This is a genomic window from Serratia plymuthica NBRC 102599, from assembly GCF_001590925.1.
GTDB classification, from domain to species: Bacteria; Pseudomonadota; Gammaproteobacteria; order Enterobacterales; family Enterobacteriaceae; genus Serratia; species Serratia plymuthica.
The window spans coordinates 1-13,683 of record NZ_BCTU01000002.1 but is presented as its reverse complement, the minus strand read 5'-3'; the positions used below and the strand labels follow the sequence as shown (position 1 = coordinate 13,683).

At 57.0% G+C, this 13,683-nt stretch carries 11 protein-coding genes; 7 read left to right on the top strand and 4 right to left on the bottom strand.

What is annotated here, in order from left to right; all coding sequences use genetic code 11:
* Window positions 1-103 precede the first annotated feature (103 nt).
* Complete coding sequence (gene acrD / locus SPL01S_RS01770) at window positions 104-3,238, bottom strand: multidrug efflux RND transporter permease AcrD (protein WP_063197253.1); 3,135 nt, start codon at window positions 3,236-3,238, stop codon at window positions 104-106.
* A 281-nt stretch (window positions 3,239-3,519) separates the two neighbouring features.
* Between acrD and SPL01S_RS01765 the strand changes: the two genes are divergently transcribed.
* Window positions 3,520-3,798 (top strand): winged helix-turn-helix domain-containing protein, encoded by a 279-nt coding sequence (locus tag SPL01S_RS01765; protein ID WP_063197251.1) that lies wholly within the window; start codon window positions 3,520-3,522, stop codon window positions 3,796-3,798.
* A 27-nt stretch (window positions 3,799-3,825) separates the two neighbouring features.
* Here SPL01S_RS01765 and narL read toward each other — a convergent pair whose 3' ends face one another.
* A complete protein-coding gene (narL, locus tag SPL01S_RS01760) occupies window positions 3,826-4,458 on the bottom strand; it encodes a two-component system response regulator NarL (protein WP_062868211.1) in 633 nt (210 codons plus the stop codon).
* Window positions 4,459-4,608: 150 nt separating this feature from the next.
* A complete protein-coding gene (gene narQ / locus SPL01S_RS01755) occupies window positions 4,609-6,291 on the bottom strand; it encodes a nitrate/nitrite two-component system sensor histidine kinase NarQ (RefSeq protein WP_063197249.1) in 1,683 nt (560 codons plus the stop codon).
* A 360-nt stretch (window positions 6,292-6,651) separates the two neighbouring features.
* On the opposite strand from narQ, the gene napF reads away from it, so the two are divergent.
* The 6 genes from napF to nudK all read left to right on the top strand — a co-directional run bounded on the left by napF (window position 6,652) and on the right by nudK (window position 11,722).
* Entirely contained in the window at window positions 6,652-7,146 is a 495-nt protein-coding gene (gene napF, locus SPL01S_RS01750) for a ferredoxin-type protein NapF (RefSeq protein WP_063197247.1), read from the top strand.
* A complete protein-coding gene (napD, locus tag SPL01S_RS01745; RefSeq protein WP_020453913.1) occupies window positions 7,139-7,402 on the top strand; it encodes a chaperone NapD in 264 nt (87 codons plus the stop codon). Before napF ends, napD begins: the two co-directional genes overlap by 8 nt.
* The gene (napA, locus tag SPL01S_RS01740; RefSeq protein WP_062868208.1) at window positions 7,399-9,885 is read left to right on the top strand and encodes a nitrate reductase catalytic subunit NapA; all 2,487 of its coding nucleotides are present in this window, start codon (window positions 7,399-7,401) and stop codon (window positions 9,883-9,885) included. Before napD ends, napA begins: the two co-directional genes overlap by 4 nt.
* Before the next feature lie 52 nt (window positions 9,886-9,937).
* Window positions 9,938-10,387, top strand: a complete 450-nt coding sequence (napB, locus tag SPL01S_RS01735) for a nitrate reductase cytochrome c-type subunit (RefSeq protein ID WP_063197245.1) — start codon at window positions 9,938-9,940, stop codon at window positions 10,385-10,387.
* Between the two features lie 11 nt (window positions 10,388-10,398).
* The gene (gene napC / locus SPL01S_RS01730; protein WP_063197243.1) at window positions 10,399-11,016 is read left to right on the top strand and encodes a cytochrome c-type protein NapC; all 618 of its coding nucleotides are present in this window, start codon (window positions 10,399-10,401) and stop codon (window positions 11,014-11,016) included.
* Between the two features lie 130 nt (window positions 11,017-11,146).
* Entirely contained in the window at window positions 11,147-11,722 is a 576-nt protein-coding gene (gene nudK / locus SPL01S_RS01725; protein ID WP_062789588.1) for a GDP-mannose pyrophosphatase NudK, read from the top strand.
* A 134-nt stretch (window positions 11,723-11,856) separates the two neighbouring features.
* On the opposite strand, the gene SPL01S_RS01720 is transcribed toward nudK, so the two are convergent.
* Window positions 11,857-13,509, bottom strand: coding sequence for a M60 family metallopeptidase (locus tag SPL01S_RS01720; protein WP_081113135.1), 1,653 nt, complete (start codon window positions 13,507-13,509; stop codon window positions 11,857-11,859).
* Window positions 13,510-13,683: the final 174 nt, after the last annotated feature.

Below are 13,683 nucleotides of genomic sequence, written 5' to 3'. Positions count from 1 at the left end.
GAACAAGGTTGGTTTATTTGTCGGTATTTGAAACACCTTGGGAGCGACATTCTCGTTCAAGATAAAGCAGCATCGGTTTGCCGATGCTGCTTTTTTATGCCTGCTATTCCGCGTTTGCCGTGTTTGACGCCGGCAAGGGTTTACCCGGGAAGCGGCGCCGCACCAGCACAAAGAACAGCGGCACGAAGAAGATCGCCAGCAGGGTGGCGGATATCATGCCGCCCATGACCCCGGTGCCGACCGCATGCTGGCTGCCGGAGCCGGCACCGCTGCTGATGGTCATCGGCAATACGCCGAAGATAAAGGCCAGCGAGGTCATCAAAATCGGCCGCAGGCGCATGCGTGAGGCTTCCAGCGTGGCGGACATCAAATCCTGCCCTTTGTGATTCAGCTCGTTGGCGAATTCGACGATCAGAATGGCGTTCTTCGCCGACAACCCGATGATGGTCAGCAACCCAACCTGGAAGTAAACGTCATTCTCCAGCCCGCGCAGCCAGGTCGCGGCGACGGCGCCAATCACCCCGAGCGGCACCACCAGCATCACCGAGAACGGAATCGACCAACTCTCGTACAGCGCAGCCAGACACAGGAACACAATCAGCAACGAGAGAGCGTACAGCGCAGGCGCCTGTGAGCCGGAGAGCCGTTCCTGATAGGACATGGCGGTCCATTCCAGGCCGAAGCCGGTCGGCAGTTGGCTGACGATTTTCTCCATTTCGGCCATGGCGGTGCCGGTGCTGACGCCTTCCGCCGCCTCGCCGACGATCTCCACCGCCGAGCTGCCGTTGTAACGCTCCAGGCGCGGGGAGCCATATTCCCAATGTGAGGTCGAGAAGGCCGAGAACGGCACCATGCCGCCTGCGCTGTTGCGCACATACCATTTGTCGATATCGCCAGGCAGCATGCGGAACGGCGCGGCGGCTTGCACGTACACCTTTTTCACCCGGCCGCGATCGACAAAGTCGTTGACATAGGTCGAGCCCCAGGCGGTGGACAGCGTGTTGTTGATGTCATCGACAGCCACGCCGAGCGCTTGCGCCTTGCGTTGATCAATATTGATTTGCAACTGCGGGCTGTCGTCCAGGCCGTTATGGCGAACGCGAGCCAGCAGTGGGTTGTCCCCCGCCAGTTGCAGCAGTTGGTCGCGCGCCGCCATCAGCTTGGCGTGGCCCAGCCCGGCGTGGTCTTCCAACTCCATATCGAAGCCGGCGGAGTTGCCCAGGCCGGTAATCGCCGGTGGGCTGCTGGCAATCACCCGCGCCTCGTTAATCTTGCTGAACGCATGGGTGGCGCGTTCGATGATATCGAAAGAGGTATTGGCGCCGGAAGTGCGCAGATCCCAGTCTTTCAAACGGATAAACATGCGCGCCACGTTCTGCCCGTTGCCGCCCGGCCCGGCACCGATGGTGGAGAATACCGACAGCACATCCTGCTTTTCTTTGGTCAGGAAGTAGTGCTCGACTTTTTCCACCACTTTGGCGGTCTGTTGCAGGGTAGAACCCGGCGGCAATTGCACCTGTACGGTGAATACCCCGCGGTCTTCCTGCGGCAGAAACGAGCTCGGTAGCTTGATGAACAGCAGCGCCATGCCGGCGAGCAGCAGCAGATAAATCGCCATATAGCGCAAGCTGAAATGCAGCACGCGCGCCACGCCGCGCTCGTAGCGATCGGCATTGCGATTGAACATGCGGTTGAACCAGCCGAAGAAGCCGCGCTTGCCGTGGTGATGGCCCTTGGCGAGCGGCTTGAGCAGCGTGGCGCACAGGGCAGGGGTCAGGATCATCGCCACCAATACTGACAGCACCATGGAGGACACGATGGTGATCGAGAACTGGCGATAAATCGCGCCGGTGGTGCCGCCGAAGAACGCCATCGGGATAAACACCGCCGACAGCACCATGGCGATCCCGACCAGCGCGCCCTGGATCTGCCCCATGGATTTACGCGTGGCCTCGCGCGGCGGCAGGCCCTCTTCGCTCATCACACGCTCGACGTTCTCCACCACCACGATGGCGTCATCTACCAGCAGGCCGATCGCCAGCACCATGGCGAACATGGTCAGGGTGTTGATGCTGAATCCGAAGGCGGAAAGAATGGCGAAGGTGCCCAGCAATACGACCGGCACGGCGATAGTGGGGATCAGCGTAGCGCGGAAGTTCTGCAAGAACAGGTACATCACCAGGAACACCAGCACAATGGCTTCCAGCAGGGTTTTCACCACGTCTTTGATGGAGGCCTTAACGAACGGGGTGGTTTCATAGGCGACCTTCGCCTCCAGCCCGTGCGGGAAATACTGCGACAGCTCGGCGATTTTGTCCTTTACCAACTGGTCGGTCTGCAGCTCGTTGGCGCCGGAAGCCAGCTTGATGTTCATGCCGGCGGCCTGCATGCCGTTATAACGGCTGAGGAAGTCATAGTTTTCGCCGCCCAGCTCGATGGTTGAGACGTCGCCCAGCGTCACCAGCGAACCGTCCTGATTGACCCGCAGGGTGATTTGCTTGAACTGCTCCGGCGTTTGCAGTTGCGACTGGGCGTTAATGGTGGCGTTAAGCGCCTGCTTGTCGACGGACGGCGTGCCGCCGAGCTGGCCGACCGCCACTTGGGCATTCTGGGACTTGATGGCAGCTACCACGTCCTCAGTAGTGAGCTGGTAACTGGTCAGCTTGTTGGGATCGAGCCAGATGCGCATGGCGTACTGCGAACCGTAAACGTCCATGCTGCCCACGCCGTTGATGCGGCTGAGCGGATCTTGCAGATTGGACACCAGATAATCGGCAATATCCTGTTTGTCCATGCTGCCGTCGGTCGAGACGAACGCCACCATCATCAGCGTGGTATCACCGGATTTTGATACCGTCACGCCCTGAGTTTGCACCGCCTGCGGCAGCCGTTTAATCGCCGCCTGCAGTTGGTTTTGCACCTGCTGCATCGCCTCGTTGGGATCGGTGCCGGCCTCAAAGGTCAGCGTCACCGTGGCTCGCCCGGTGTTGGTGCTCTGCGACGACATGTACATCATGTTGTCCAGGCCGGTCATGTTCTGTTCGATAATCTGGGTAACGGTATTTTCCAGCGTTTGCGCTGAGGCGCCAGGGTAAGTGGCGCTAATGCGAACGTTCGGCGGCGCGAGGTCCGGATACTGTTCAACGGGTAGGGAAAAGATCGCCAAAGCGCCGGTCAGGCAAAGAATAATTGCCAAAACCCAGGCGAAAATCGGGCGATCAATAAAAAAATTGGCCATGCAGCGCGAACCTCGTTATGACTTGTTCTATCTTTAAGACGCATCTGGATTGCGTTTACCAGCGGCTGGGAAGGATTCCGGCGTTACTGCACTTTACTCGCGAAGGGGGAGTAAAGCGTGGAGAAAAAAAGGAGATAATGTAAATAACGGTAGTAGAAACCGGCAATGATGTCCCGACGACAGTGAAAAACATCATTAAGACAATTTTATGACTATCAAGGGCCTGGCCGATCAAGGTTCCCGGAAAATAATCAGGACTCACCGCAAAGCAGGAGCTTGGCATGGAAATTAACCCGGTATTTGCCCGTCGCCTTTATCTGTGTTGGCTGATCAGCCACAGTGAGCGGCCAAACGTCCCGCGTCTGATGGAATTGACCGGCTGGCCGCGCCGTACGCTGCAAGACGTGCTGAAAGCCTTGCCTGGTCTGGGGGTGGAGTTGCAGTTCGTGCAGCAGGGCGTGCGCAATAACGACGGTTTTTACCAGTTGGAAAACTGGGGGCCACTCAACAAGAGCTGGATCCATCAGCATCATCAGACGCTGCTGGCCGCCATCGAGTAAACTTTCCCCGGCATGCCGGGGGAAGCATCATTGACTTTTGTGTTCCAGATACATCACCGTCGCCGCCACGCGTGAACGGACGTCCAGTTTGCGCAGCATGTTGCGGATATGCACTTTCACCGTTTCTTCGGAAATGTGCAGCTGTGCCGCCACCTGTTTGTTTGACATGCCGCGCGCCACTTCCTGCAACACATCCAGCTCGCGTTCGGTCAGTTCGGCGAAGGGATCGTGCTGTTCGCTGCGGGATGACAGATAGTCCGCCACCGCATCGCTGATCACGTTCTGGCCTTCCGCCGCCGCGCGAATATGTTCCAGCAGCTGTTCCGGCTCACTGTCTTTCAGCAGATAACCGTCAGCGCCGGCGTCGATCAGCGCATAGACGTCGCTGCGCGAATCGGACACCGTCAGCACGATGATGCGCGCATCGACGGCCTCATTGCGCAGAGCTTTCAACGTGTCCAGTCCTGACAGCCCTTTCATATTCAGATCGAGCAGGATCACGTCCGGCGTGTGCTGCAACGCGAGGGCAATGGCCTCGTTGCCGTCACTGGCTTCGGCTACCACGGTAAACCACGGGTCCAGCCCCAGCAGCTGTTTGATGCCGCGACGCATCAGAGGATGGTCGTCGACGATCAATACTCGGTAATTCTTCATCACCATGACATATGCTCCCTGTAGCGAGTAAAGCCACTCAAACACGCTGTGCAGCGCGCTTCACAGTGGGACAGACTCTTATAAAATAGTGGCAATCAACGCCGAAATAGCCTTCATCCCCGCCTAAAAGGTCACGAGGGGAGGAATGGCCCCGATTTATGGCGGAAATGTCAAACGGACTTCCGTGCCCTTGGGTTCACCTCGCTGGATGAGCAGCGTGCCTCCCAGCCGCGCGGCGCGTTCGCTCATGATGCTCAACCCATAATGGCCTTCCGGCTCGCTCAGGCTGGCGATGCCGCAGCCGTCGTCAACAATGCTGATGGCATTATCACCGCTCGCGGTGACCTCGCAACGGATCACTATCTCCCGTGCATCGGCATGTTTGATGGCGTTGACCACCGCTTCCCGCACAATCTGCAGCGCATGTACCTGTTGTTGGGCATCGAGCGCCTGGGAGGAAAGCCGACAGTGTAACTGAATCCGCGCGCCGGTTAGAACCTTTAATGGTGCCAGCAATTGGTGCAGCGCGGCGTTCAAATCGGCCTCCTGAATGTTCAGGCGGAAGGTGGTCAGCAACTCGCGCAACTGGCGGTAGGCGTCGGCCAGCGCGCGGTCAAAATCGTTAATGATCTCCTGCGCCTGCGGTGAACCGCCCGCCAGCGTGCGTTTCAGCAACGTCAACTGGATGCGCAAAAACGACAGCGCCTGGGCCAATGAATCGTGCAGCTCGCGGGCGATGGTGGCACGCTCTTCCATCAGCAAAAACTGCATGTGCTGTTTCTGCGCGCGATTGAAATAAACGCCGCGGCTCAGCATGTTAGCCACGCTTTGCATCAAATGCGGATGCGGCGGTTGATCCTGGTGCTGCCAGCACAGTTCCCCCAGCGGCTTGTCGTCCTGAACGATGGTAAGCCGCTGCCAGGCCTGCGTTGGCGATGGCGTGCCGCTGGTCAGTTGCCATTCGCTGAGGCTGTCCGCCACGTTCAGCCGGATGCAGAGCAACTGCTCGCTCTGGCGCACGATGTGCAGGACCTGCTCAAAGGCCTGCCGGCCAATTTGCCGCACGCTCAGCGCCTGTGAGCAGTTGTAGAGCACTTCGAGCGTCTCGTTCGCCTGTTGCAAACGCTGGGTTTTCTCCTGAACCTTTAACTCAAGAGACTGATACAGCTTGGCCAGATCGTCCGACATGGCGGCAAAGGCCTGCGACAGCACGCCCAACTCGTTCGGCAGCGCAATATCCAACTGCGGGTGGTGAAAATCTCGCTGTTGCACGCGCTGGCTGGCATCCACCAGGTGTTTCAGCGGCGCCACGACCTGGCGGCGCATAAAGCGAATGCAAAACAGCACCAGCCCGATAATGGCGATATAACCCACCACGCTGATGGTCGCCACTATGGCCAGCTTGAGTTCGGAATAGCGTTGCAGCGCTAAAACGAAATGGTCAATCTGGTTAACGTAACCGGCGACGTTGGCCTGATAGTCTGCCGACTGCCCGGCCTGGATCTGTCGCGCCAGCCGCTGCCAGGTTTGCTGCAGTGACAGGTATTTCTCACGGACGTCGGCAGGCACGTAAAAACGATCCAGCTTTTGCAGCGCCGGGGCCTGCAGGGATTGTTGATATTGCTGCAGATGCTGATCCAGCCCCGTAGCCTGCCGGGTGAGATCGTAAGCCAACCGATAACTCTGCATGCGCAGCGAACCGGCGATATTTACCGCTTCGGCGTCACGCAGGCTGCCGGCGACGGTGGTCAACGCCAGCCCGGTGGAGATCACGGACAAAATAACGATGCAAAACAGCGCCTTGGCCAGGCTGCCGGTCACTGAACGTTTAACAAGCAATCACGGATCCTTTTCTCACGGGCGATGCGCATCGTCAGGTTTCATTCGAAAGCAAAATTATAAGTTTTGCAACTAAAATTCGCCGGGTTTTATCTCAAGATGTAAGCAACGGAAAAAACGCGCGTTGTATAATTAAATAGATAGCGAATCAGCGAAAAGCGGGCGGCTAACTGCCCTTAAGCACAGTAATAGATTGATCTGGCGCAAGCTACCCCCGCATTTACCCCTAAAGAGTGATTATATACCCCTCGGACTCCTCTTATGTTACCCCCGTATTTTTCAGGGTTTTAAATCCATAGGCTATAGCCGCTGCCCGCAAACTGGCGTGTGGGCATGTTTGCAACCTCAAGGATAAACAGCATGACCGTATTGTCGCGGCGCAGGCTGCTCGGCGGACAATGGCGTCTCTCTTCGGCGGCGATCCGCCCCCCGTGGTCGCATCAAGAATCCCTTTTCATTGCCGGTTGCACCCGCTGCCAGGCCTGCATTCGCGCCTGTGAAAGCGGCGTGCTGATCGGCGGCAGCGGCGGCTTTCCCGAGATTGATTTTCAGCGGGCGGAATGCACGTTTTGTGGGCGTTGCGCGCAGGCCTGCGAAGCGCCGCTGTTTCGCCCGCTGGCGGAAACCCCTTGGCGGCAATATGCGGCGTTTGGCGCCGATTGCCTGGCGCGCAGGGGCGTTGAATGCCGCAGTTGCCAGGACAGTTGCGAGCCGCAGGCGATCCGCTTTCGGCCGCGGCTGGGCGAGATGGCGCAGCCGATGCTGGATACGACGGCCTGCAACGGCTGCGGCGCCTGTGTCGCCGGTTGCCCGGCGAATGCCGTCACCCTAATCCGGAGCGAAAACAATGAATAACGAATGGCACGTAAGCGGGCTGGTGGTACAGGCCCGGCCGGAAAACATTCCGCGGCTTGTCACGGCGCTGCTGGCGATCACGGACACGGAAATCCCGGTGCAGGATCGCCCGCAGGGCAAGCTGGTGGTCGTGATGCAGGCGGCTTGCTCCCAGGCGCTGCTGGAAAAAATTGAGTCAGTGCGCAATCTGGACGGCGTGCTGGCGGTATCGCTGGTTTATCACCAGCAGGACTTGCAAGGTGAGGTAACGCCATGAAACTCAGTCGTCGAGACTTCATGAAGGCTAACGCCGCGGTGGCCGCTGCTGCGGCGGCCGGGCTGACTATTCCAACGGTAGCACAGGCGGTGGCGGGCAGTGCGGATGCGATCAAATGGGACAAGGCGCCCTGTCGTTTCTGCGGCACCGGCTGCGGTGTGCTGGTCGGCACCCAAAATGGCCGCATCGTCGCCTCGCAGGGGGATCCGGATGCGGCGGTCAACCGTGGGTTGAGCTGCATCAAAGGCTATTTCCTGCCGAAAATCATGTACGGCAAAGATCGTCTGACCCAGCCGCTGCTGCGCATGAAAGCCGGCCAGTACCATAAAGAAGGCGAGTTTACCCCCATCAGTTGGGAACAGGCTTTCGACATCATGGCCGAAAAATTCAAACAGGCTTTGAAGGAGAAGGGGCCCGACGCTGTGGGTATGTTCGGCTCCGGCCAGTGGACGGTGTGGGAAGGCTATGCCGCTGCCAAACTGTTCAAAGCCGGGTTGCGCACCAATAACCTGGATCCGAACGCCCGCCATTGCATGGCTTCGGCGGTGGTGGGCTTCATGCGCACCTTCGGCATGGACGAGCCGATGGGCTGCTATGACGATATCGAACAGGCTGACGCCTTCGTGCTGTGGGGCTCCAACATGGCGGAAATGCACCCGATCCTGTGGTCGCGCATTACCGATCGCCGTTTGAGCAACGAGAAGGTCAACGTGTCGGTGCTGTCGACGTATGAGCACCGCAGCTTCGAACTGGCGGATAACGGCATGGTGTTCACGCCGCAGACCGATCTGGCGATCATGAACTACATCGCCAACTACATCATTCAAAACAACGCGGTAGATCAGGATTTCCTCAATCGGCACGTCAATTTCCGCCGGGGGGCGACGGATATCGGTTACGGCCTGCGCCCGACCCACCCGCTGGAAAAAAAGGCGAAAAATCCAGGTTCGGATGCCTCCGAACCTATGAGTTTCGACGAGTACAAGGCTTTCGTGGCGGAATACACGCTGGAAAAAGTCGCTCAAATGAGCGGCGTGCCGGAAGACCAACTGGAAGCGCTGGCGAAGCTGTATGCCGATCCGAACATCAAGGTGGTGTCGTATTGGACCATGGGCTTCAACCAGCATACGCGCGGCGTCTGGGCCAATAACCTGTGCTACAACCTGCACCTGTTGACCGGCAAGATCGCCAAACCGGGCTGCGGGCCGTTCTCGTTGACCGGCCAGCCTTCCGCTTGCGGCACCGCGCGCGAGGTAGGCACCTTTGCCCACCGTCTGCCGGCCGACATGGTGGTCACCAACGAAAAACACCGCCAGACAGCCGAGCAGAAATGGCAGTTGCCGGCCGGCACCCTTCCGGCAAAAGTCGGGCTGCATGCGGTAGCGCAGGACCGTGCGCTGAAAGACGGCAAGCTGAACGCTTACTGGGTGATGTGCAACAACAACATGCAGGCCGGGCCGAACATCAATGAGGAACGGATGCCGGGTTGGCGCGATCCGCGCAACTTTGTGGTGGTGTCGGATCCTTATCCGACCGTCAGCGCCCTGGCCGCCGACCTGATCCTGCCGACCGCCATGTGGGTGGAGAAAGAGGGCGCTTACGGCAACGCGGAGCGCCGCACCCAGTTCTGGCGCCAGCAGGTGAAAGCGCCGGGCGAAGCCAAATCCGATCTGTGGCAACTGGTGGAGTTCGCCAAGCGTTTCACGGTGGAAGAGGTGTGGCCGGCGCAACTGCTGGAACAAAACCCGCAATACCGGGGCAAAACGCTGTACGACGTCCTGTTCGCCAACGGTGAGGTGAATAAATACCCGCTGACGGAAATCCCGGCGGACCAGCTCAACGATGAAGCGCGCGCCTTTGGCTTCTATCTGCAAAAAGGGTTGTTCGAAGAATATGCCGGCTTTGGCCGTGGCCACGGCCACGATCTGGCGGCGTTCGATATGTACCATCAGGCGCGCGGCCTGCGTTGGCCGGTGGTCGACGGCAAAGAGACGCTGTGGCGCTACCGCGAAGGTACCGATCCTTATGTCAAAGCGGGGGAAGCGGTACGTTTCTACGGCAAACCGGACGGCAAGGCGGTGATCTTCGCGCTGCCGTTTGAACCGGCGGCGGAAAGCCCGGACGGCGAATACGACCTTTGGCTGTCTACCGGCCGGGTGCTGGAACACTGGCATACCGGTTCTATGACCCGGCGGGTACCGGAGCTGCATCGCGCCTTCCCGGAGGCGGTGCTGTTTATCCATCCTCTGGATGCCAAGAGCCGTAATCTGCGCCGTGGCGACAAAGTCAAAGTGTTGTCGCGCCGTGGCGAGGTGATCAGCACGGTCGAAACCCGTGGTCGCAATCGTCCGCCGCGTGGGTTGGTGTATATGCCGTTCTTTGATGCCGCGCAGTTGGTGAACACCCTGACGCTGGACGCCACCGATCCGCTATCGAAAGAGGTCGATTTCAAGAAATGCGCGGTGAAGCTGGAGAAGGTGTGAGTGCGCCTTGGTGCGTTCAACACCCATTTTATTACCCGGGAGCCAAATAAAAATGAAAAGCCCTGTCGTGAAAAAGACGCTTGTCCTGTGGGTGGCGGCGTTATCGCTGGCGTTTGCCGGCCTGGCCTTTGCCGCCGGCGATGTCGATCTCAGCCAGTCGCCGGAGGTGTCCGCCACCGCCGTCGGGCCAATCTCCACGCCTAAACAGCAGGAACGGATGGCGCTGAACTATGTCAATCAGCCGCCGATGATCCCGCACAGCGTGGACGGTTATCAGGTCAGCAAAAACACCAACCGCTGCCTGCAGTGCCACGGGGTGGAGCATTACCGCACCACAGGCGCGCCGCGTATCAGCCCGACGCACTTTATGGATCGTGATGGCCGGGTGCTGAGCGACGTCGCGCCGCGCCGTTATTTCTGCCTGCAGTGCCACGTGCCGCAAACCGATGCGGCGCCGATTGTCGGCAATGATTTCCAGCCCATGCCGGGCTTTGGGCGCTAAACGGAGGCCTTATGGCAGAACCTGATCACACCCCGACCGAAAAAAAAGCCGGCCCGTTGCTGCGGCTGTGGCGCTGGTGGCGCAGGCCCAGCCGCCTGGCCTTGGGCACGTTGTTGTTGCTGGGTTTTGGCGCCGGGATTATCTTCTGGGGCGGTTTTAATACCGGCATGGAAGCGGCGAATACTGAGCAGTTCTGTATCGGTTGCCACGAAATGCGCGAAAACGTGTATGAGGAATACATGGGCACGGTGCATTACAACAACCGCAGCGGCGTACGCGCCACCTGCCCGGATTGCCACGTGCCGCACGAGTGGGCGCCGAAAATGTTGCGCAAACTGAAGGCCAGCAAGGAACTGTACGCCAAGGCGTTCGGCCTGATCGATACGCCGCAGAAGTTTGACCAGCACCGATTGGCGATGGCCAGCAACGAATGGGCGCGGATGAAGGCTAACGATTCGCAGGAGTGCCGTAACTGCCATAACTTCGAGTATATGGACTTCACCGCGCAGAAAACCGTGGCGGCGAAGATGCATGACAAGGCGGTAATCGAAGGCAAAACCTGTATCGATTGCCATAAGGGCATTGCCCACAAGTTGCCGGATATGCGCGACGTCCCCAACGGGTTTTAAACTTTTCAAGACCCATAGCCCCGCCGCTCTCCCGGAGCCGCGGGGTTTTTTGTTGCAAATCCGTTGTCGCTTGAGGACTCAATCGCGGTATCATTTTTGCGATCCAGCTAACGGAAAAGAAGAAGGGTTCATGTCGGCGAAAATTGAGAATGTGAAAAAAGAGCTGCTGTCGAATAACTGGTATGTGCTGCACAAGTACACCTTTGATTTGAAGCGCAAGGATGGCGGTTCCGTTCAGCAGATGCGCGAGGTGTACGATCGCGGCAATGGCGCCACCATTTTGTTGTATAACCGCGCCAAGGGTACGGTGGTGCTGACCAATCAGTTCCGCATGCCGACCTACGTCAACGGCAACGACAGCGGCATGCTGCTGGAAGCCTGCGCCGGCCTGCTGGACGCCGATTCCCCGGAGCAGTGCGCGCGCCGTGAAGCGGTGGAGGAAACCGGTTTTCAGGTCGGTGACGTGAAGAAGATTTTCGAGGCCTACATGTCGCCGGGCGGCGTGACCGAGATCGTGCATTTCTTTATCGCCGAATACCATGACGATGAGCGCCGTGCTGCCGGCGGTGGTATCGAAGACGAAGATATCGAAGTGGTGGAGCTGCCGTTCACCGAGGCGGTGGCGATGATCGCCGACGGCAGGATCAAAGACGGCAAAACCATTATGCTGCTGCAATACCTGCAAATTCATAAAATTATGGAATAATAAAATGGCGGTTGCGGGGGGCGCGCAATGAATATCGCGTGAGTCACTTGCGGCTGCCAGACAAGATGAACCCCATCAATCAATGGGGTTCATCACGCGGATTAAGCTGCCCTATGACAAGAGTGACTTTTTATTCAAGGTTTAGGCAGGTTCATTTCAGCAACCTGTTTTGAGGCGGCATCGCTGAAATGCAGTCCCCAACGGGTAAAGTATTCACGCAGGTCCTGCCCGGCTTCCCGGCTGTAGGTGACCACATCAAAGTCGGTGATTTTTTGCTTGGTGCCCAGCACATATTTATATTTGTCCACCATCTCTTTACCGGGGGCGGCGAACACTTGTTTCATGCGTTGCTGATTGATATTAGGGTAAAAGGACTCATCATAGGCGTGCAGCAGGTGGGTAAAAAATTGCAACGCGACGTCATGCTGATTTTTGGGGAACTCGGCATAACTTTTCTCTGACGCCAAGAATTTGCGCACAGCGTCGCGATCCCACTCTTTTTCGCCGCCGAGTTTACAATTTGCCGCGTAATCAAAATCATTGCGTTCAGACAGCATTCTGCAGGCCAAAACCGAGTAGCGATTTACCTGAACCTCAGGATAGACGTCGAATTCCCACCGGGGTTCATACAGATGCCCCAATTCATGCCACAGTCCCCAGTTAGCACCATTGGCGCGGGTGGTTTTATCGTTAAAGAAACCTACGTCTACCGATCCCTCGCGGTATTGTGCACTACAGCATTTACTGTAATTCAGGAATAGCGATCCTTCACTTGCGGTAAACATGTCCGACGAACCGTCCAGACCGTTGATTCTTTCATAAAGCGCAACGATGCTGAGGTTTTCGCCCAGGGACTTATTGATTGTTTCTTGCGTTTTATCGCTGATTTTTTTAGGAACAAAGTAGTTGGCTCTGCCGTCATACAGTACTACGCCGCCCAATATGTCAGCCGTTGTTTTTTGCTGCTCCCAGTCACTTTGCGTGCTCTGGCCGAAGATATGCAGATTGTTGCTTTCACCACCTGTAACCTCCAGTTTGACGAACTCACCCTTTTGTTGTTTTTCAGGGTGGCTGCATCCTAATGCCAGTACGCCGGTTTCATTGAAGCTATAAGTCGTTTCTTTATTGGCCTCAAGCTTGGCTTTGGCGGTAAATAAGTTATCAACGTCATTAAATTTTGCGCTGGTTGCTGCATAGCAGGTGCTGCCTTGTGGAATATCTCCAGCTTTTATCGTGACATTGTCGCCTTTATTACCGAGTGTGCGGCTATAGAAGAAAATACCGCGCCCGAGATTGCCATAGAGGCTGTTGTACCATGAGGAATCATGAGCAATCGGCATATAATAGGTATTTGGCGTAGCTAACGGATACATCTGCATGGTGCGTTTAAGCCAGTACAGCGGCATTCGGGCGTCTTGGGAGTCCGCCAGTGCCTGTTGAGGGTCTTTTTTCAGTTCCTCCATGCTGGTATTGATATATTTCAACGCATCATTAAAACCTTCTTGATCACTATAGGCTTCCCACCAAGGCTGCTCCTGTTCGGCGCATTGACCCAGGGTTTTCCAAGGCTCGCCGGCCCAGCCTGCTGCCCCGGGAATATGGTGTTTTTCCGCCCACCATTGGGATGCATATAGCGTGTCGTCTTTTTTTACCTGAGTGCCTTTTTCTGAATAAGTCTTGGCGACCCAGTCGGGAATGTTTTGACAGTCTGCTGCTTGTGCGGATGCACTGGCAATTAATATAAAACCCAAAGATAAGGATAAGGCGTGGTGTGTTATTTCTTTCATTTTTACTAACCCATGACGATGATATTGTAGTGGATATTAAATTCACCGGTTGCGGTAGGGTTTATGCGGGGTTTTATTGTTTCCTGCCACTTAGTTGTTATTATTTTAAGGTTATTTAACACATAATAATTCGCATTAAAGCGATGTTCAGGCTGCCATTCTGTCTTGAGTAAA

Coding starts and splice junctions, on each gene's coding strand:
- acrD (WP_063197253.1), bottom strand. CDS start 3,238: ATGGCCAATTTTTTTATTGATCGCCCGATTTTCGCCTGGGTTTTGGCA.
- napF (WP_063197247.1), top strand. CDS start 6,652: ATGACCGTATTGTCGCGGCGCAGGCTGCTCGGCGGACAATGGCGTCTC.
- narL (WP_062868211.1), bottom strand. CDS start 4,458: ATGGTGATGAAGAATTACCGAGTATTGATCGTCGACGACCATCCTCTG.
- nudK (WP_062789588.1), top strand. CDS start 11,147: ATGTCGGCGAAAATTGAGAATGTGAAAAAAGAGCTGCTGTCGAATAAC.
- napB (WP_063197245.1), top strand. CDS start 9,938: ATGAAAAGCCCTGTCGTGAAAAAGACGCTTGTCCTGTGGGTGGCGGCG.
- napD (WP_020453913.1), top strand. CDS start 7,139: ATGAATAACGAATGGCACGTAAGCGGGCTGGTGGTACAGGCCCGGCCG.
- napA (WP_062868208.1), top strand. CDS start 7,399: ATGAAACTCAGTCGTCGAGACTTCATGAAGGCTAACGCCGCGGTGGCC.
- SPL01S_RS01765 (WP_063197251.1), top strand. CDS start 3,520: ATGGAAATTAACCCGGTATTTGCCCGTCGCCTTTATCTGTGTTGGCTG.
- napC (WP_063197243.1), top strand. CDS start 10,399: ATGGCAGAACCTGATCACACCCCGACCGAAAAAAAAGCCGGCCCGTTG.
- SPL01S_RS01720 (WP_081113135.1), bottom strand. CDS start 13,509: ATGAAAGAAATAACACACCACGCCTTATCCTTATCTTTGGGTTTTATA.